The 19,190-nt window shown below is 60.2% G+C and carries 15 protein-coding genes; 8 read left to right on the top strand and 7 right to left on the bottom strand.

The window, feature by feature from the left end; genetic code table 11:
* Positions 1-168: 168 nt before the first annotated feature.
* Together OUZ45_RS06410 and OUZ45_RS06405 are read left to right on the top strand one after the other, a co-directional pair.
* Positions 169-2,664, top strand: coding sequence for a hypothetical protein (locus OUZ45_RS06410; protein WP_266169112.1), 2,496 nt, complete (start codon positions 169-171; stop codon positions 2,662-2,664).
* Between the two features lie 288 nt (positions 2,665-2,952).
* The gene (locus tag OUZ45_RS06405) at positions 2,953-3,795 is read left to right on the top strand and encodes a class I SAM-dependent methyltransferase (RefSeq protein ID WP_266169111.1); all 843 of its coding nucleotides are present in this window, start codon (positions 2,953-2,955) and stop codon (positions 3,793-3,795) included.
* 76 nt (positions 3,796-3,871) lie between these two features.
* On the opposite strand, the gene OUZ45_RS06400 is transcribed toward OUZ45_RS06405, so the two are convergent.
* Together OUZ45_RS06400 and OUZ45_RS06395 are read right to left on the bottom strand one after the other, a co-directional pair.
* Positions 3,872-4,504 carry a Vgb family protein gene (locus tag OUZ45_RS06400; RefSeq protein ID WP_266169110.1) on the bottom strand — a complete coding sequence of 211 codons (633 nt, stop codon included), beginning with the start codon at positions 4,502-4,504 and terminating at the stop codon, positions 3,872-3,874.
* A gap of 16 nt (positions 4,505-4,520) precedes the next feature.
* Entirely contained in the window at positions 4,521-5,735 is a 1,215-nt protein-coding gene (locus OUZ45_RS06395; protein WP_266169109.1) for a helix-turn-helix domain-containing protein, read from the bottom strand.
* 133 nt (positions 5,736-5,868) lie between these two features.
* Between OUZ45_RS06395 and OUZ45_RS06390 the strand changes: the two genes are divergently transcribed.
* The 3 genes from OUZ45_RS06390 to OUZ45_RS06380 all read left to right on the top strand — a co-directional run bounded on the left by OUZ45_RS06390 (position 5,869) and on the right by OUZ45_RS06380 (position 8,679).
* Positions 5,869-6,522: a glutathione S-transferase family protein gene (locus OUZ45_RS06390; RefSeq protein WP_266169108.1), complete on the top strand. Its 654-nt coding sequence runs from the start codon at positions 5,869-5,871 to the stop codon at positions 6,520-6,522.
* A gap of 35 nt (positions 6,523-6,557) precedes the next feature.
* Positions 6,558-7,322 (top strand): DUF899 domain-containing protein, encoded by a 765-nt coding sequence (locus OUZ45_RS06385; protein WP_266169107.1) that lies wholly within the window; start codon positions 6,558-6,560, stop codon positions 7,320-7,322.
* A gap of 445 nt (positions 7,323-7,767) precedes the next feature.
* A complete protein-coding gene (locus OUZ45_RS06380; protein WP_266169106.1) occupies positions 7,768-8,679 on the top strand; it encodes a LysR family transcriptional regulator in 912 nt (303 codons plus the stop codon).
* A 237-nt stretch (positions 8,680-8,916) separates the two neighbouring features.
* Here the strand turns inward: OUZ45_RS06380 and OUZ45_RS06375 are convergent, their stop codons facing one another.
* The 4 genes from OUZ45_RS06375 to OUZ45_RS06360 all read right to left on the bottom strand — a co-directional run bounded on the left by OUZ45_RS06375 (position 8,917) and on the right by OUZ45_RS06360 (position 12,322).
* Positions 8,917-9,684, bottom strand: coding sequence for an MBL fold metallo-hydrolase (locus tag OUZ45_RS06375; protein WP_266169105.1), 768 nt, complete (start codon positions 9,682-9,684; stop codon positions 8,917-8,919).
* Between the two features lie 248 nt (positions 9,685-9,932).
* On the bottom strand, positions 9,933-10,298 hold the full coding sequence (locus OUZ45_RS06370; protein ID WP_266169104.1) for an alpha/beta fold hydrolase: 366 nt from the start codon (positions 10,296-10,298) through the stop codon (positions 9,933-9,935).
* 222 nt (positions 10,299-10,520) lie between these two features.
* Positions 10,521-11,003: a hypothetical protein gene (locus tag OUZ45_RS06365; RefSeq protein WP_266169103.1), complete on the bottom strand. Its 483-nt coding sequence runs from the start codon at positions 11,001-11,003 to the stop codon at positions 10,521-10,523.
* A 161-nt stretch (positions 11,004-11,164) separates the two neighbouring features.
* A complete protein-coding gene (locus OUZ45_RS06360; RefSeq protein ID WP_266169102.1) occupies positions 11,165-12,322 on the bottom strand; it encodes an alpha/beta fold hydrolase in 1,158 nt (385 codons plus the stop codon).
* A gap of 630 nt (positions 12,323-12,952) precedes the next feature.
* Between OUZ45_RS06360 and OUZ45_RS06355 the strand changes: the two genes are divergently transcribed.
* The 3 genes from OUZ45_RS06355 (at position 12,953) to OUZ45_RS06345 (ending at position 17,530) form a co-directional block, all read left to right on the top strand.
* Entirely contained in the window at positions 12,953-13,735 is a 783-nt protein-coding gene (locus OUZ45_RS06355; protein ID WP_266169101.1) for a hypothetical protein, read from the top strand.
* Complete coding sequence (locus tag OUZ45_RS06350) at positions 13,732-16,905, top strand: DEAD/DEAH box helicase (RefSeq protein ID WP_266169100.1); 3,174 nt, start codon at positions 13,732-13,734, stop codon at positions 16,903-16,905. The genes OUZ45_RS06355 and OUZ45_RS06350 overlap by 4 nt, the downstream gene beginning before the upstream one ends.
* A gap of 262 nt (positions 16,906-17,167) precedes the next feature.
* On the top strand, positions 17,168-17,530 hold the full coding sequence (locus OUZ45_RS06345) for a YciI family protein (RefSeq protein ID WP_266169099.1): 363 nt from the start codon (positions 17,168-17,170) through the stop codon (positions 17,528-17,530).
* 608 nt (positions 17,531-18,138) lie between these two features.
* Here the strand turns inward: OUZ45_RS06345 and OUZ45_RS06340 are convergent.
* Positions 18,139-18,672, bottom strand: coding sequence for a TlpA family protein disulfide reductase (locus OUZ45_RS06340; RefSeq protein ID WP_266169098.1), 534 nt, complete (start codon positions 18,670-18,672; stop codon positions 18,139-18,141).
* Positions 18,673-19,190 lie beyond the last annotated feature (518 nt).

Below are 19,190 nucleotides of genomic sequence, written 5' to 3'. Positions count from 1 at the left end.
AAAGACCACGTCATGGGCCAACGACACAGCAGCGCAGCTAGCTGGCCGCACGCCGGCAGCCGCCTATACTCGCCCAGCTTGCGGCCTCCATTCCGGAATGCACTCCGGCCTGGCATCCGCTGCCGTAACACCGATATCTCGCGAAGGACCAATCAGGGGGCGGTAAGCATGGCAACTATTTTCACGACCTCGCCGGACACATCGGCAGCGACTTCCAACACGCTCCAAGCCGCCGGTCCCGACTGGGACGCGATCATCGACCAGGCCGGCCCGACCGGGCCGCTCGAGCGCGTGGTCCGGCCAGGTGAGTGGTGGCAGGTCGTGACCGGGATGCACGTGAACCTGGCGGACGTGATTCGCCGCGCGGACGAAGCAGCGATAGCGAGCTACAGCCATTATCGGTTGCTGGTGTTCGCCGACACCGTGGACGCCCGGCACGAGACGGCCAGCCCCATCGAATGCCAATGGATCGATTGCGTGGTGGTCGTCGCCAGGCGGCTGGAGACCAACACGACGCTGCACTACCGGTCACGCAGCCTCACCCTGCTCGGCGCCTATGTGCGGACGATGACGTCCGCCAGTTGCAAGGGGCAACTGACGCGACTGATGGACTGGATGGATAAGGGCGGCACCACCCATACGGTTAGCCTGACGGACAACCTCGCCGATCCACTGACGCCCCAGGTGGTCTTCTCGGATTTCCAACACGAGGGCCTCTACGAAGTAAAGCTGCTGCCGTTCACGACGCTGCCGATGGACTTCTCCCTGATGCCGATGGCCGCCTGCCAGCCACTGCTGGAACGGATGCTGCTGGCTGCGCAGGAACTGGGCGCGCAGGGCAAGGGCGAACTCGCTCTCGAGCTGTGCGGGCGCCTGCAGCAGATGCTGGCCTTGCTGCCGAACCGGATCGAATGGCAGCCGCTGGCGCTGGCCTGCGCGAACCTGCATGAGTTGCTGCAGCCCGTGCGTCTGCATCCTGATCAGGTGCCGTACCTGAGCGCGTCCTTCTTTGGCGACCTGGCGCGGGAACATGTGCCGACCCTCCAGGCCTACGCCGGCAGCTACGCGCGCTTGGCCGACCGAACCTTCGAGCTGGAAGCGCGCAAGCAGGCGGCGCGGCGGGTGCTGGGCGAGAAGGACGATGCCGGCGCGTTCCAAAAATTGGTCGCCGCACAGCTGGCCGAGAACCTCCGCCTGGCGACGGCCAACGTCAAGCGCGCACAGGACGCGATCGAGCCTCAGAGCAAGAACGTCCGCCGTGCCGAAGCCGCGTTCAAGGACGGCCTGGCGGCGTGGGAGGCCGCTAAGAAAGCCGAGGCGGCGTGGGCGATCGTCGGCGCGGTGTTCACCTTCGTGTCCGGCGTGGGCTCGATGTTCGCAGGCAATGCCAGCGGCGCCGCCGGTGCGGCCAAGGCGGCGGCGGATGTGGCGAGCACCGCGGCCAAGCTGGCCGAGATCATGAAGAAGCTGGTCAAGGTCGGCCAGGCCATCGAGAAGATCGTGAAGATGTGCCTGGCCATCGTGGCGGCCGCCGACAAGATCGCCGATGCGGGCCGGTTCGCCAGTGACCTCTCCGCCATCAGCCGCGAGGCCCTGTCGGACGACGCGAAGGGCGCGCCTTCGGCCGCTGCCTATTGGGATCAGTTGTGGGTCGAAGTGGAGACGCAGCTCGCCCCCGCCATCAAGGAAGGCGTGGGCGGCGCGGAGGAGTACCTGAAGGAACTCAAGATCCTGGTGATCTACGGCCGCGCCCTGACCACCGCGCAAGCCGCCCTGCCGCCGCTGATTCAGGAGCTTGCGCGCAACCGGCTGCAAATAGAGATCGCCACGCGGCAGCACGACGCCGTCGCGCGCGAGATCGCCGGATTGAAGCAGCAGCAGGTCCTGTCGACTCAGGCCATGGTGATGCTGTGGGGCAACTACCGCACGATGCAGCGCTCGCTGATGGTTGCGCTGCGCCAGTTCGACGCCGCGTGGCGCTACTGGGCGCTGGACGACACCGTCGTCGCCCGCGACGACTATCGCGGCATCGCCGATCTGGCCGGCGACCTCAAGGCCGTCGCCGACCTCAAGCAGATGCAGGCGCGCGCGCTGGAAAGCTTCAAGCCAGCGCCGCAGGAATATCGCCGCGCAGCGTACGCGGTGCCGGCCGCGCTGCGCGAAGCGCTGCTTGACGGCCAGCGTATCGGCCTGCAGCTAAGCCCCGCGAACAGCCCAATGTCGAGCTGGGGCCTGACCAGCCGCGTACGCGTAACGGAGATCCACGTCTGGGTGGAATGGGCGCCGGGCAAGCGGCCCAGCCGCGGGGTGGTCGAGTTCACCGTGCGGACCGGAGGGGCGTACGACGACCGGCGACTGGTGGGCCGCGAATCCAAGGCCTTCCATTTCCATGGCGCGCCGTTGGACCTCACCTTCCGTTACGACCTCGCCGGCACGCCCGCCGACCAGCCGGGCGACGCGGTGCGCGTGCGCGCGGCCATCGCCGAGGCGTTCCGCACGTCCTACAGCGAACCCACGCTCTACGCCGACTGGATCCTCTCGATACCGAAGGTGGCCACGGGCGACGCCGACACCGTGGACATCGGAAAGCTGAAAGCGGACATCATCGGGATCCGGGTGGAGTTCTCGGGGACTTACATCAAGGATCCGGAACGGATGATGTGAGTCGGGGGGCACCCATTCGCCACCCAAGTCATCCGGCTCGCACAAACCTGCCCCGGGTGCTGAGGTATCCCTCGTTTTGAGCCGTCATTCCGGTGAAAGCCGGAATCCAGCTTTAATAAGCCGTGCGAAGTACACAAAAACTGTTTTGAGTGCTACGCACGGCACTTCTACTGGATTCCGGCCTGCGCCGGAATGACGAGCGAAGAAGCTTTCGAGGTGCCCATAGTGTCCGCCCAACCTGGGCCATCTCACCTTCGTTTTTCGCCGTTACTCCAGGAGACTCCCGTCGTGTCGCATTATTCCGGCCCCCTGCTTACGCGCCCCATCGCCGAGACACTGCTGGCCGCTCGCGATGCGAGTGCGGGTGAATGGATCGGGTCGCTGGATCTGGGCCGCTCAAACGGCAGCGCGCCGCTGCAGACGGACGCTTGGCAATGGAAGGGTCAGCGCTACCCGTATCCGCACAAGCTGAAAGACCGCACGATCTATTACTGGGACGGCGACGAGTTCGCGCCGGTGTCGCGCTTTTCCGGTTCGCTGATCAAGCTGGTGCCCACCGAGTGGGGCGCGCCCACCTTCGAGATCGACGGCATCAAGATGCTGCCTACGTCGAAGGAATCACCGTTTGAGGATGCGCGCCGAAAGGTGGCACTGGTCGAGCCGCGCGGCAAGGTGCTGCTCGATACCTGCGGCGGCCTTGGCTATTTCGCGGCCTGCTGCCTGGAGGCTGGTGTGGCGCGCATCCACTCGTTCGAGAAGAACCCCGACGTGTTGTGGTTGCGCACACTCAACCCTTGGTCACCGGATCCCGACGCGCCCGCCAACGGCGGACGCCTGCAACTCACCCATGCCGACGTGTCACAGGCGATCGCGCAGTTCGCCGACGCATCGGTGGACGCGCTGCTGCACGACCCGCCGCGCTTCGGCATCGCTGGCGAGCTTTATTCGCAGGTGTTCTACGATCAACTCGCGCGCGTGCTCCGCCGCGGCGGACGCCTGTTCCACTACACCGGCAGCCCCAACAAGCTCACCAGCGACCGCGACGTCCCGCGCGAAGTGGCGAAACGTCTGGAGAAAGCGGGCTTCAAGACGCAACTGGCGCTGGACGGCGTCCTGGCGACACGGCGCTAAACGGCATGGTGAGTTTGGGGCGCTCCCGGATTTGATCTTGGGATCGATGGCTCGGGCCGCTGCCGGCCGCAGAGCTTCACCTGGGCCGGCGAACAGCTCTCACCTTGCCGCTGTTTCCGCCTCCGCAGAAGAACTGATCGTCGCCATTGGACTCGAGCCCCGACACGCCGACGCCAAGCGGCATCTCGAGCTTCTCCAGGACCTCTCCCGTTTGCGGATCGATGTGCCTCAACTCGCTCTCGTCGCCTTCCCAGGTGGCGTGCCAGAGTTCTCCGTCGACCCAGGTGACGCCGGTAACGAAGCGGTTGGATTCGATAGTGCGGAGAATCGTCCCTGTCTGGGGATCGACCTGGTGGATCTTCCTTCCCCGATACTCCCCGACCCATAGCGACCCTTCGGCCCACGCGAGCCCCGAGTCACCACCACCACCGGGCGCCGGGATCGCGGCGAGCACGCGGCCGGTGTTCGGATCGATCTTCTGGATGCGATCCTCGGCGAGCTGAAACAGGTGCTGGCCGTCGAAGGCCGTTCCGGCATGCGCGGCGACATCGATCGAGCGCAACGTCTTCCCGCTTGCTGGATCGAAGGCGTTCAACTTGCCTCCGCCGGCAAACCAGACTTGCTGACCGTCATAGGTGACCCCACCCACGCTGTCGACACCCGGAAAGGGGCCATATTCACGGACGATTTCGGCGGCTGATTTCTTCATGCGTCCATCCTAGTCATTACGTCAGTGGCATAGGGAGTAACAAGGTCGTCGTGAATCCCGGTACGGGCGGGGTCATCCAACGACGCGCTCGCCCGCGACCCAACGACTGCACCTTGCCTGCGGCCGCAAGCACGTCGAGTGTCCGCTGCACGGTGCGCTGACTGGCACCAAGCGCCAGCGCCAGGGCCGAGCTCGACCACGACTCGCCATCAGCGAGAAAGGCGAGCACGGCCGCATGCTTCTCTTCGACGGGCCGCGCCAGCACAACGACCTCGCGTGCGCCGCGCGGCGCCAGCGCAAAACCTCGCTTCGTCGCGCTCACTTCAGCGAACGGCTGAAGCATGATGCGAAGCCGCCCTATTTCGACCCGCAACCGCGCGCGATGCGATTCATCGGCGCGCTTCGCTCGGAAGGCCAATGCGACGAGCGTGTCTCTCGACACGTCACCGGGCCACGCTTCGCCCAGCGCGCGTGCGAGTTCGAACAACACCGGACGCCTTGCGAGCGAGATCACTGTGCGTGCGTCACACACAACATGACGGCACGCGTCTACGACAAGCGCCTTCGACGCCAGTAGCGCTTCAACTTCCTCGAGCAAGAGGAGTCGCTCTTCGCCACGTGTTATCAGGCGTGCCGCGGGCGTGTTCAGAACGAGGGATGCGTTTTCTACCTCGGCCATCAGCGCAGGGATAGCTGCGTGCTGCGCGGCGCGCTCGGCCCGAGCAAGCGCAGCGCGCGCTGCCTTCGCCCGTAGGCGCCGCATCGCTATTCCTGCGACGACCAGCTCGTGGGCGGCCCTCGACGCGGGCGGAAAGGGTTCGGGGTCGAGCTGGGCGAGCGTACGCTCGGCTTCGTCGAGGCGCCCGATCAGAAGTAGGCGCCGGACTTCGAGATACCGTGCATGCGCGGCGTTCACCCGATCGCCATGCGCTTCGAGCGTCGCCCGCGCTGCGTCGAGCGCCTTCGCAGGCCAGCCCAGGTCGCGTGAGACGAGTGCGATCTCGGCCTCGGCGACGACACACCTCGCTCGCGCCACGGCCTCTTTCGGACCGAAGGCGCGCGCCGCACTGCGCAGGAGCGCCTTCGCCCGAACGAGATCGCCGAGCTGAGCCATCGCAATGCCTCGAAGCGCGAGCGCGGGCGCGTCGTTACGCAGCGCGACCCGGTTCAGTGCGCCGAGAGGATCGCCCGCAGCGAGTGCGCGAGCCGCGGCTGTGATCAGCGAGTCCATCGGAGCGAGCTCATTTCAATCGCGCCACACTTGTCACTCCCACCCCTCGATCCCCCGGTTGCAGTCTATCTCACGACCACCAACCGTACGCCGGAGACAACCGGTGCCGACAAGACGTGAAGAGGGAAACGATATGAACAAGATCACCGTGTGGGGTTTTCGCTGGGTGCCGCCTTTTGCGCAGGGTCTGGTGCGTGATCTACGCGTGCGTTGGGCACTCGAAGAAGCGGGGCTAGCCTATGAAAGCCGGTTGATCGGCACCGAAGAACGGCAATCCGATACCTATCGGCACATACATCCTTTTGGCATGGTGCCGGCGTTCGAATCCGGCGACGGCACCTTGATCGAATCGGGCGCGATCGTCTATGCCATCGCCGAACATTGCGAGGCGCTCATGCCTTCCGATCGGCGCACTGAAACGCTCGCCTGGATGTTTGCTGCACTCAATACCGTCGAGCCGCCGATTTGGACGCTTTCCGTGATGGATCTGCAACAGCATGAAGAAGCATGGGTAGAGCTTCGGCGTCCAGGCGTCATTGACGAGGTGAAGCTTCGATTGGCCGCGCTGTCCGATTGGCTCGACAGTCGTGACTATCTGCTGGGTCGCTTCACAGCCGCCGACATTCTGATGACCACCGTGCTGAGGTTTGTTCAGCATACGGATCTGGTGGCCGGATTTCCCCGGCTCGACACCTACGTCAAACGCTGCGAGGCGCGGCCAGCGTTCCAGGCCGCCTTGCGCGACCAACTGGCCGATTACGCGCGCAATGAACCGGTCGCGGCCTGAGTTCTTACATGCGGGTCATGCAAAGGAGAGCAACCATGACTGACTACAAGACCGCAACACGCGAAGAGTGGCTGAAAGCGCGACTCGAGTTGCTGGAGGCCGAAAAAGAACTCACGCGGCGCAGCGACGAGCTGGCGCGGCAGCGACAGCAGCTGCCATGGGTTCGGCTCGACAAGGCGTATCGATTCGAGACCGAGCAGGGAAGCGTTTCGCTGGTTGACCTCTTCGGAGGCCGCTCGCAGCTGCTTGTCTATCACTTCATGTTCGGGCCCGACTACAAGGCAGGGTGTCCGTCCTGCTCAGCGATCGCGGATGGCTTCAATGGCATCGTCACTCACCTGCAGAACCACGACGTCGCATTTTCGGCGGTGTCGCGGGCGTCGCTGGCGAAGCTGCAGGCGTACAAGCAGCGGATGGGATGGACGTTCCCCTGGGCGTCCTCGACCGACACCGATTTCAACTTTGACTTCGACGTCACCTTCACCGAGCAGCAGCAACGCGAGGGGAGCATCGAATACAACTACCGGCGCGACGGCCACTCGATGGACGCCACGTCGGTCCCGGAGCCTGTCGCCCAGTTCGCGGCCTCATGCGGAACCGATGCGTTTACGTACACGCGCGACAGGCCGGGCTTGAGTGCGTTCGTGCTCAAGGACGGCGTCGTCTACCATACCTATTCCGCCTACGCGCGCGGCGTGGATGGCATATGGGGCATGTATCAGTGGCTCGATCGCGCACCTCTTGGGCGCAACGAGACCGGCGTCTGGTGGCGTCGCCACGACGAGTACGCCAAGGGCTGAGCAGCATCAATGTCGACAGGCGTACGTCTCTACGGTAAGTCACTTGACGGACGTACTGGACGCTTGAGATGCCGGACAAACCCCTGATTGACGCTTAGCGGCATCGCATCGTTGATGTTCTCCACTATTTTTCGATTTCGGCGTGAATGGACCCGTCAATTTTGGTGTGATTGGACCTGTCACCATTCATTGCCATGCTATTCAATCCAGGTACCCTCTGATCCATCCACGCGAGCGGCATGATCTCCAGGAAGCGCGCACCTCGACGCCTATAAGACATTCGTCGATGAATGCAGTATTCATCACGAGCGAACAAAGCGCCGCCTCATACGACTTTCATGAGCAGAGTTCATTCGCATCCAGCAGCGGGCATGCTGGTGAGCATGCCCATTGCCCGTAAGATGCCCGCCGCCAACTAACCCACTCCCCCAAAGCGAACGACGAAATGAGCGAAGTCAGCGGTATCAACCTCAACCGGCTGGAGGTGTTCGTCGCCGTGGTTGAATCGGGGACGTTGGCTGGCGCCGCGCGACGGCTCGGTGTGGCCAAGGCACTGGTCACCACGCATATCCAAAAGCTCGAGACCGAACTTCGCGCCACCTTGATGGTGCGCACCACTCGCAGCCTGAACCTGACTGAGGCCGGCAGAGCTTTCTACGAGGCGAGCCGCGCCATTGTCGAGCAAGCCGAAGCGGCGATTGAATCCGCTCGCTCCCATGTCGGCGAAGTCACCGGCACTCTGCGCGTCACCGCGCCGATGGACTATGCCGCGACCGTCGTCGCACCGGTCGCCGCCGCACTGGCCCAGGTACACCCATCGCTACACATCGAACTCATCACCGCGGATCGCGTGCTGGATCTGGTCGCCGAACGTCTCGACGTAGGCATCCGTCTTGGCTGGCTGGCCGACTCCAGCCATCAAGCCGTGAAACTGGGCAGTTTTTCCCTGTGGCTGGTCGCCAGCCCGAGTCTATTGCGCGCAGGTGGCGTGCCGCAGTCCCCGCAGGACCTGTCGGGACGACCGATGGCGGCGTTCTCGGTACTCAATAAACCACTCCACCGGACGTTCGTTGGACCACAGGGCGAAGCCGAGGAGGTCTACTTCAGCCCGGTGTTTACCGCCGACTCGGTGGTCGCGATGAAGCAGGTCGTGCTGGCCGGGGCCGGCTTTGGCGTGCTGACCGATTTCGCCGTAAGCCAGGACGTCGATGCTGGCCGGCTGATTCGCGTGCTACCGCAATGGAAGCTGCCCGAGGGAGGCATTTATGCGGTGTTCCCCGCGTCGACGCAGCGGGCGCTGAAGGTCAAAGTTTTTGTGGATGCCTTGCGGGCTCATGTGGAGAGCACGAGGCGCTGAGCGCGCGGGAAGGCAGCGGAGGGTGGCGACAGTGAAGCGCAGGCAACTTCTGCTGATCGCTCGATGAGCGGAACGGCTTTGAATGGCTTAGCTACATCCGCCCCTACCTACCGGGGCGGACCCTAGAGCAGAAGATGGTCTTCCTTTGCCGGAAGACCATCGTTAGCGGCAACGATCGGTGCCGCCCTTATGCGACGCGGCCTCGTGGCCCTGAACTGCCAGGACCGTTCACCTGCATCAGACCTCGAACGCGACCGGAACGCCTCGCTCAAGACTCGTCAGCCGGCTTGCAAGACCCACCGTTGCGAACGATCGGGCGAGTTCGCTCTGGCTCTCCATGAAATGTTCCCAGCCTTCGTTGTGAATGGCGACGATATGGGCTTGCGGGAACGCGTGCGCAAACTCGATAGCGTCGTTGCTGCCCATGGTCATGTGGAACGTGCCTCGCGGTTGCGCCGCCCCCGTGAAGAGGATCGCCAGCCGGATGTCGAACTTGTCCTTGATCGCAGCGACGCCCTCGTACCAAACGGTGTCGCCCGACACGTAGATGCTGCCGCTGGAATTCTCAGGCGTCACCACAAAACCCACGACATCGCCGCTGACGGGCTCGATGCCCACGGGACCATGTCGCGCAGGCGTCGCCGTCACACGCACGCTGTTCTTTTCAGGCCCGTGAACCACGACGCTTTCCCATGTCTTCAGCCCCTCGGTGCTGCCGCCAAGCCGGGTCGCACCCGCAGGCGTTGTCAGCACGCGTGGTGCTTGCGCGAGAAAGGCTCGCCCCGAACGATCGAGATTGTCCCAATGGTGATCATGGCTGAGCAGCACGGCGTCGATGGGCAGCAGCGACGCCGGATCCGTTGCCGGCCCCGTCTGCTTGACCAAGGTGATAGTCCCCGCATCATAGGCCTGCGGCTCGTCGAAGGTTGGATCGGTCAAGAGCCTCGTGCCCGCAACTTCGATCAAGGCGGTCGGGCCGCCAATCAGGGTAAGAACAACTTTCATTGAATATGAAGACCTTTACAGGGATGGTTGCAAGCTACACAGGGTCGTCGGAATGGACGATGTTCTATTCTGATACTTGATTAACGCCGGTTCTCAGCTGCCGTTCGCATGATCGGAAACGATCGAAGCGAACGGATCAATGAGTGCTGTGCCGGTGACGTAGCGCTCTCAAAGCCAGGATCGCGCAGGGCCGCTGCCCTTCTGACAAACGAACTCCCTATCGCCGATGCGCTCGATAAAGTCCGCTATCAAGGTGAGCCAACATCCTGAGCCTTCGCTTCGTTGAGGCTTTCGTTGGCAAGCGGGCGCACGTACTGCACCAACGAGATCAACGTCTTGCCAGGCTCCTCATTCATCACCTCGTGCGCCGAGTTCTCGAACCAGACCAGCCGCTTCGAGGGCGCTTGAACCTTCTGGAACCAGGCCTCGCCGAGGCTGGATGAAACGTTGTGATCGTGCCTGCCCAGGAACAGGGTCAGAGGACAATCGAGGCGCTTGACACTGTTACTGAGATCCAGCGTGAGCGCATGACTGAGCAGCTTGTCGAGCGAATAGCCGCTTGCTTCGCCAATCAGTGCGACATCGCGATCGGTGTATTCCGGCGAGAGCGCCATGGCGTCGCTCCCTTGGCGTAGGGAGCAATGGAATCAAGCTCCTTTATCGCTTCCGCATTTCCCGCCTTGCGCGCCTCTTCCATCGCGATTCGTCAACTTTGGCGCTCGCTTTCCGGCATGTTGGTCATCTGGCCGATGCCCATACCAGCGCGAGTCCCGCTACGCGGCCGCGCCTTGAGGCCAGTGCTGTTTTGACGTAAGAAATCCAATCACGCACGCGCATCAAAATGAGTCGATGTCGCTGGATCTACCGATGTAGTTACGTCCAGACCAGCCAAGTGCGCGACTGACGTAGTGGGAAATCGCAATCAAAATTACAACCCCAGGTATGCCAACGGCCAACGTCCTTAGAGACGAATCATCACGCAAGTTGTGGACATAGATGGCAAGAGCCAACATGGCAATGAAATTCAAAGCATATAATAAGACGAGCAACCCTTTGCCGAGTGGCCATTTAGCGCGCGCCGTGTCGACCGATGTTTGTACGAACGCCGTTCGCCGCGACGTCTTTTGACGGCCTCTCAGGTTTTCCGCACGAAAATAACTATCTCTGAGCTTCTCCGCGCGCAGCTGAATGTATTTCGCTTGGTGCGCGGTTTTGTCGGCGCGAGGCAAATCGCTTTCGACTTTGGACCATAGCACCTGATCAATATGCCCCATAAGGACTTCTTTCTCGGCAGACTCGTAAAAGTGCTGGTCAGTCAATGGCGCCCCCTGGAATCCATAGTCACGAAATGCATCCTAGTCGGCCTTGCCTTTGACGCCAAGCGGCCCTACCGGTGCAGAACGGGGTTTCCGTCCGCACAAGGACAAAGACACAATTCGCGATATCTATCAGGGACATCGGGACGGTGGAAGTTAAGCGGTCACGGTGAGCCGGCTTTCAAAACACCTCGAGCCTTCGCTTCGTCGAGGCTTTCGTTGGCAAGCGGGCGCACGTACTGCACCAACGAGATCAACGTCTTGCCAGGCTCCTCATTCATCACCTCGTGCGCCGAGTTCTCGAACCAGACCAGCCGCTTCGAGGGCGCTTGAACCTTCTGGAACCAGGCCTCGCCGAGGCTGGATGAAACGTTGTGATCGTGCCTGCCCAGGAACAGGATCAGAGGACAATCAAGACGCTTGACGCTATCACTGAGATTCAGCGTGAGCGCATGACTGAGCAGTTTGTCGAGCGAATAGCCGCTGGCCTCGCCAATCAGAGCGACATCGCGATCGGTGTATTCCGGCGATAGCGCCATGGCAGCGCTCTCGGCCTGGCCACCCGTCCTGCGGTACACCATCCCGCCGTACTGATTGAGCCACTTTCTCTGAATCATCAAACTGGTGAGTGGAACAGGCGTCGTTCCCTTGGCATAGGGAGCAATGGACTCCAGCTCCTTTATCGCTTCCGCATTGCCCGCCTTGCGCGCCTCTTCCATCGCGAATTGCCAGCCTTGGCGCTCACTTTCCGGCATGTTGGTCATCTGGCCGATGCCGATATAGGCGTACAACCAGTTGGGGTGCCGCCGGGCCACTTCGAGCCCAAGATACGAACCCCATGAATGGCCAAGCACGAAGATCTTCTCCTTGCCGAACTCCTTCCTCAGCCAGCCAACCATCTCTTCGGTGTCGGCGACCATGCGCTCCGGCGTGATCGTCGGTGCAACGGCTGCGGGGTCGTTGGCCGCATACGTACTCCCAGCGCCGCGTTGATCCCACTGCACCACCGTGAAGTATTCCTCCCAGCCTCGCTGGAAGTACCAACTCGTCGGCATCGACACCCAACCCGGCCCGCCGTGCACCATGAGAAGGATGGGATTCCGCCTGTCGTTGCCACGAATGCTGACCCACTGATCGATCCCGCCAATGCGAACCTTCTCGTGCCGCTCCACGCCATCGGGAGTCACGATGCGTCGCATGTCGGCGATGATCTTCACGGCCTCGGCCCGGCTGCTTGGCGATGGCGGCTCTTCAGCTCGCAGGCATGACGCACTGACACACAGACCAAACGCAGCGATGAGCGATAGCAATCCAGGACGCATAGGTACTCTCCAGTGAAGGCGCTGGGGTTAGAGAGTGCAAAGCGTGTGCCAGTTGGGGATGGCCGTTGAATTGAGCTGGCCCAATGGGTTGCGCGACACCGTAGCAGGTGAGTCGCTGTCCGCGGACAGGTCTTGGACGTCCGGGGCAGCAGGTGTGTATTGGCCAGTAGGGGACATTCAACGCGTTCACTGAGCAGGGAGGCATCTATGCGGTCTTCCCTGCTCCGACTCGGCGTGCGCTCAAGGTCAAAGTTTTTGTGAGTGCCTTGCGGGCTCACGTGGAGGAAGCAAGGCGCTGAGGATGCGGCAGGCTTAGCCACTCCAAGAACGCTCACTCTTGCCCTCTACCTCTAACAGGAGCCATACAGCGGGGACGTCAACACACCTGACGTTCGCCTTACTTGACCCAGATAGGCCAGCCGCAGCCCGAGCAGATCACCGGCCAGTTTCGGCAATTCGAAGCCTCTGTAAGCCAGAGATTGCGATCCCATTGCCATATGCCCTCTAAAGCAGGATGCCCAGGGTTTTGGCGCCAGGGAGGCTACACGCTAATATGTCCGTCGCGATGATTTGGGGGCCAGCAAGTTCCTGCTGGGCAAACCGGGCTTACTAGGACTGTGAGCGTACAAATTGCACACCATTGCCTATAACAGTGCGAGCGGATGCGCCCGCTGGACTGGAATTAGCCTTTCTGCCGGGGATGCGTTCAGCTCCTTCTTGGCTGGCGAGGTATCTGCTCGCCTCAACGATGAAACCGGCAAAACTAGCTTCGCGACCCATCTGACTGGTTTAGCATCCACCGGGTTTGCCATTGAGAGCCTAGGCAGAATCTTGGGAGCTGAAAGCCCCGAAGAGCGCGACTGGGCGGTTGGCGAGGCGCTCGCGGAGGCTTGGCTCACTAACCAACATGGTGTCGTATGGCCTTGGAACATGGACCGCGATAAGCGAACGCCTAAGGCCAGCCTACCTGGAGCCGATTTGATCGGTTTCGTGACGGTTGATAACAGGACCTGCCTAGCCCTAGGTGAGGTAAAGAGCTCGTCTGACACATCCACGCCGCCAAATGTCATGAACGGCCGCAAAGGGATGACTCAACAACTTGAAGCGCTGATTGCCAATCTCTCACTTTTGTATACGCTCGTTCGATGGCTTCAAGCCCGTTGCCACCAAACGGCTGTGCAGACGGATTTCGATGCAGCCATCCGACACCTTCTAGAATCAGGCAACAAAGCGATTGCATTGTTCGGAGTGCTTGTGAGAGACACTCAACCGAACGAACTCGACCTCAAAAAGCGCGCCACAAAGCTCGGCAGGACTATTGCTTCACCTACAGCTTGCGATCTGATAGCCCTCTATCTTCCATGTACTGTCCAAAGCCTCCCTGATCTCGTCAAGCAGGGTGGCTCATCATGAGCCATTGGATGATCGAAGCTCTTGGCCTCACGCGCGCTGAAGCGCTGCGTGAAGCTGCGCGCGTCAAGATCCTCGGAGAACTGGCACTAGATCGACAAGACACAAATGAACTTCTTATCGAGAGTGCAGCACAGGCTCTCGAAACTGCAGTCATGGATCTCTTGCTAGCGGGAACGGCAAAGGGGGAGGAACAACTCCGCACCACACGGACCTGCGCTGCCGATGCCTATCGCCTGTATCAAGCGCTTTCACCCAAACCTGACGCTCTGCAGAATGCAGAACTTCGCTTGAGAGCGAGTGCTCTAGCTGTCTTGGGTGACTTGGGTGCTGATGCAGCTCGTCATCTTCGAGAGGAAGGATGGCCCCCATTACGCCTGGAGTCTGAGCAATGGCATGAGAGGACCCTTAGCACAATCATTGACGTATGGTTGAGGCTCATCCGTAAGCAAGGCTGGCCTGATCGCGACGCCGTCCTTGATGGCGTCGCGCGCCTTCGCGCATCCCAAAATGCATTTGAAGCAGAGTATCTTTCTGATCTTGATGCATCCCAATCCAAGGGTGCGGCGCTTGAACTAGTAACCCTGTATCACCTGGCCAAAGCTGCAGAAATACTCGCGCTCTACATTACTGACGGTGCGGTTGAGGGACATTTCCAAATCAACAGCCTCCTCGATATGCATTTCGATCGAGCGATTGCAGCTTGCGCTCTCACACACAACGCGTCACTTGAGCCGTTGGCTCGACTCCTTGCCGCCGCAGCCCGGCAGCTGGCAGAGAATGCCATTTGGACCGTGACGCGCGCCGTCAACTCACGCGTAACGAAATTCGTTCAAAGTTTAGTGAACCGCGGTCGCGGAAACCAAGCCATTTTTGACGTTTTACCACCGCAACGCAGAGCACTAGCAGAACAGGGGCTTCTTGGCTCAAGTCGTCGTGCCGTTGTAGTAAGCCTTCCCACGTCAAGCGGCAAGACGCTAATCGCGCAGTTTCGAATTCTGCAAGCGCTGAATCAGTACGACGATCAGAAGGGCTGGGTAGCTTATCTAGCGCCGACTCGGACACTTGTGCGGCAGGTCGCTCGCCGGCTGCGTCGGGACTTTGAACCGCTTGGAGTCGCAGTTGAACAAGTAAGTCCCGCGCTTGAGATTGATGGTGTTGAAGCCCAGTTGCTAAATGATAGAAGCGACGATGAATTTAGGGTGCTCGTAACAACACCTGAGAAACTTGATTTAATGCTTCGCCAAGGGTGGGAGAAGAAGATTGGGCGCCCCCTTACGCTGGTCGTCGTTGACGAGGCGCACAATATCGAAGAAGGAGCGCGCGGTCTCAAACTCGAGCTACTATTGGCGACAATCAACGCCGAATGTCAGAACGCACAGTTCCTTCTCCTTACTCCATTCATAAATAACGCGCGCGAAGTTGCTCGATGGTTAGGTGACGCCAATTCCGACGACATCAGTCTATCCATGGATTGGCAGCCCAATGATCGCGTCATTGGAGTGGTGAAACCGGAGAAAGGGGAGGCCCTCAGCAGAAGGAGTAACAGCTGCCATCTTGTAATGGAGACTGTACATACAACTCGTGCCACTTTGGCCATTGATGACACAGTCGTCTTGGCAGACGCCACTCATTGCGGGGGGACCTTCTCTGAGATGTCGAATACTGCGGAAGTTGCGGCGGCGACAGCTAGGAAACTGGCTGAGCGCGGCCCAGTGATTGTTATGCACTCACGGCCGGACTTTGTCTGGTCATTGGCTGAGAAAATTAAGGAGAAGGTCGCACACAAAGCAGGCCCCTCTGAAAGAATCCAGCTTGTGCAGGACTTCCTCAAGCTCGAAATGGGAGATGAATTCCCCCTCATCGATCTCCTCTCCTACCGCATTGGCGTCCACCATGCTGGACTGTCGGACGACACTAGGGCGCTCATGGAGTGGCTCTTTGAGAATGAGGAATTGAGCTTCCTTGTTGCTACAACGACCATCGCCCAAGGAGTTAATTTTCCGGTATCTGGGGTGGTGATGGCTGCAAACACTTACTTCCAGAGAGGTGCCGGCCCCGTGGAAATGCCGGCTGCAGATTTTTGGAATGTAGCCGGAAGGGCTGGACGCGTGGACCAGGGGAGTCTAGGTGTAATCGCTCTTGCTGCGGCAAACGATGAGCGTGCACGGGCATTAAAGACATTCATAAACAAACAGACTGGCGACCTTAACTCCTCTTTAGTTCGCCTAGTGAGTGAGGCGGGTGACTTAATTGGCGACTTAGGGGCTATCGTTTATCACAAGCCGGAGTGGTCCGCTTTTCTTCAGTATTTAACTCACACCTATCAGCAGATGGGTAAGCCGGAAGCGTTTGCTGATGACGTTGAGCGCGTATTGCGCGGCACCTTCGGATTTGGGAAGCTCAGGTCATCTGATCCGATGCGAGCGAATCGCCTTTTGGAAGGGATACGTTCCTATTCCAACTACTTCACACGGCCCAATCAGCCACTCAAGCTCGTGGATAGCACCGGATTCTCCTTACAGAGCATAAAATCCGCCATGGTCGCGGCGAACGAACAAGGCATTAGCAGTCAATCCTGGAATGCCAACGCTCTATTTGGCTACCAATCGAATGATCTCCAAAAAATGATGGGAGTTCTTTTGAAAGTGCCAGAGTTGAGGGACAACCTTTCCGAAGTCACCGGAAAGAACACCACAGATGGCCAAAAATTAGCGCTCATCCTCAAGGACTGGGTGAACGGGAAGACGCTGCCTGAAATCGCCGAGTGTCATTTCAAGAACGACAAGCGTGATGAGATAACTGCCCTCACGGTTTGTGGGCAAAATCTTTTTGGAAAGCTAACTCAAACCGCGGCCTGGGGACTTGGAGCTCTTCTATCCATTACTGGCGGAGAACTAAAGGACGAGGAACGCCAAGATTTAAACAATTTGGCGTCGCGTGCTTTCTATGGCGTGTCTACCGATGCTGCGATAACCCTTCGCTTACTCGGCGTACCGCGCCTTGCCGCAGGCCCGCTATCCAAACACTTGCACGATCCTGAAAACCACTCGGTTGCCTATGTTCGCAAGACGCTGAGAGCGTCTGTCCCAGCAACTTGGACTGACGCGTTGGGACAACGCACGGGAGTCGTCTACCATCGTGTATGGCGAATACTGGAAGGCATGGACTGATCAGCCAATTGATATGAGAGCGAAGGTGGTGTAGCTAAGACCGTTCCACTGACCATCCAACGACCACGAGCTTGCCATAGCCCTGATGGAAACTTAGTCACTTTCGCCCTCAATGATTCCGCAGGTGGCATAAGGCTCCCGTCAATACATCTGCCACGTGCTGTCGATCCAGCTGCCCCTCGTTCGTTGCTCTCAATGAAAGCCAGACCCAGGCCGAACTATCAGCCCCCTGACTCTTATCGGCGATCACTGAGGAGACCCCATGCGCTACCTAGTACTGATCAAGATTGACGAGAACTCCGGCAAGGTGCCGGACGAGCGGCTGCTCTCAGAGATGCACAAGCTGATCGGCGAAATGAAGAAGGCTGGCGTGCTGGTGGAGACCGACGGGCTTCGGCCGACTTCGGAAGGTGCGCGGATTCACCTCAACAACGGCAAGACCAAAGTGATTGACGGCCCGTTTTCCGAGACCAAGGAAGTGGTTGGCGGCTTTTTCATGCTGGAGACGACGTCGCGGGAAGAAGCATTGGAGTGGATGCAGCGCTTTCTGGCCGCTCACGGCACTGAATGGACGGTGGAGTGCGAGGTGCGCCAGCTGGGTGGCTATACACAGAAGCAGGCGTAACCGGTACGGCCCATGGGCGCGGATGGAGAGTCGCGGCAATACCTTGCGCGCAGCTTGTGGGCTTGGTGGCGAGGATCGTCATGATCGCGCCTCGTCGCAACCTGTCTCTTGTGCACATCTCGCGTCGGCAAGGAGCTGCTCTTTCGACCCAGCAGAATGCAACTACCTCCAAGCGAGCCATGGTTTTGCTCTTGATCTTCGGGGCCCCTGTGGAGCGGTGAGGGCTGGACGATCAGGCCCCGCAGGGGGACCGCCATGGATGGCGGTTCCTTTTCGACACGACAGGGACGTCGTGTCCCCATGTCATCTAAGAGCAGGCCCGGCCAGCCCTCACGGACCCGCAGGCGAAGCCGGAGGGCGCGGAACCGGGGTGGCCTCTCTTTTGGTTACTTTTCTCTGGCCAAACAGAGAAAAGTGACTCGGACCGCGGCAGCGGTTCGAAAGCCCGCGGCAGGCGAGCCAGGTCGCGACAACGCGAACATCGAAGCGATACGCCACTGGACCCCGGCCTGCGCCGGGGTGACGACAATGAGAGGTTGTCGCGAGCACCCGCCCCTCACCCCAACCCTCTCCCCAGAGAGGAGAGGGAGCAGAAGCATGCCGCTCCATCACGACGATGGCTGTGCGGCTTGCCCGGCGGGCTTGGCCAACAAGGTGGTTATCTCTTGGGCGAGGTCGTTAACAATGTCGTCGTCGTAGCCAACATGGACATACGCCACCTTGCCATCACGATCGATCAGCATCGTGCGCGGAATGGTCTTTGCACCGTATGCCTTGCCAACCGCCCCGGGGTCGTAGGTGTAAATCACGTCGGGCGTTGTTCTCGCCAGCGCACGATTTAGCCTGACAAAAACCTCGCGCTCGTCCTGATCCACGGCAACAACCTGTAGTTGCGCGGAGCTGACGAGCTTCTGGATATTTGCCAGGATAGGGAACTCTTTCTGGCAGTACTCGCACCAAGATGCCCAGAATGCCACCACCACGACCTTCCCGTGCATAGTGCTGATATGGATGTCGTCGCCCTTGCGGGTCTGACCGAGAAAATCCGGTGGCGTATCGCCAGGCGATACTTCGGCCTGAGCCATGGTGACGGACAGTAACAACGGTACGGCGACCAACAGCCGTTTGATCAATGCCGACATGCTTTCCCCTGTATTCGCATAAGGCCGTCGGCATCATATAGTGCTTCACGATTCCTCGACAAACGACAAATGGCGCCAAGCCTTATCCTCTTTCAAAGTCTCGCGTCAAAAATAGGTGGCACTTCAGTTAATTCTCAACGTCCCCTTATTGGCAAAATGCGCGGGGTGTTCGATTCCAACTCGCAGCGGACATTGAGATCTGCGCACTGAATCCATTGGGGTTCTCGAATCAGCACAGCCCCCTGTTCTTCTATCCCAATACAACTCTATAGTGCCTTTAGGGATGCTCTGATCTATTCAACGCAGGCGGCATGATGTCCAGAAGGCTCGCGGTGCGTGTTGCGTGGCGCAGAGAAGGCTGGCCGCCTTGCCAAGCCGCGCGGCACGCACCGCGAGCCTTCTGGACATCACCCCTTCTTTGGAATCAACCTGTGGGGCCGCTGTGTCAGCTCGCCTGCGGCCCGGGCGCCGCCTCGACAGACAGCCAGTCTGCCTTCGCCGTCGCCCGGGCCGCAGGC

Origin of the sequence: Dyella subtropica, from assembly GCF_026283965.1 — a bacterium.
Taxonomy (GTDB): Bacteria; Pseudomonadota; Gammaproteobacteria; order Xanthomonadales; family Rhodanobacteraceae; genus Dyella_D; species Dyella_D subtropica.
Note: the sequence above shows the minus strand (reverse complement) of the source record. Positions and strands in the feature narration are given on the sequence as shown.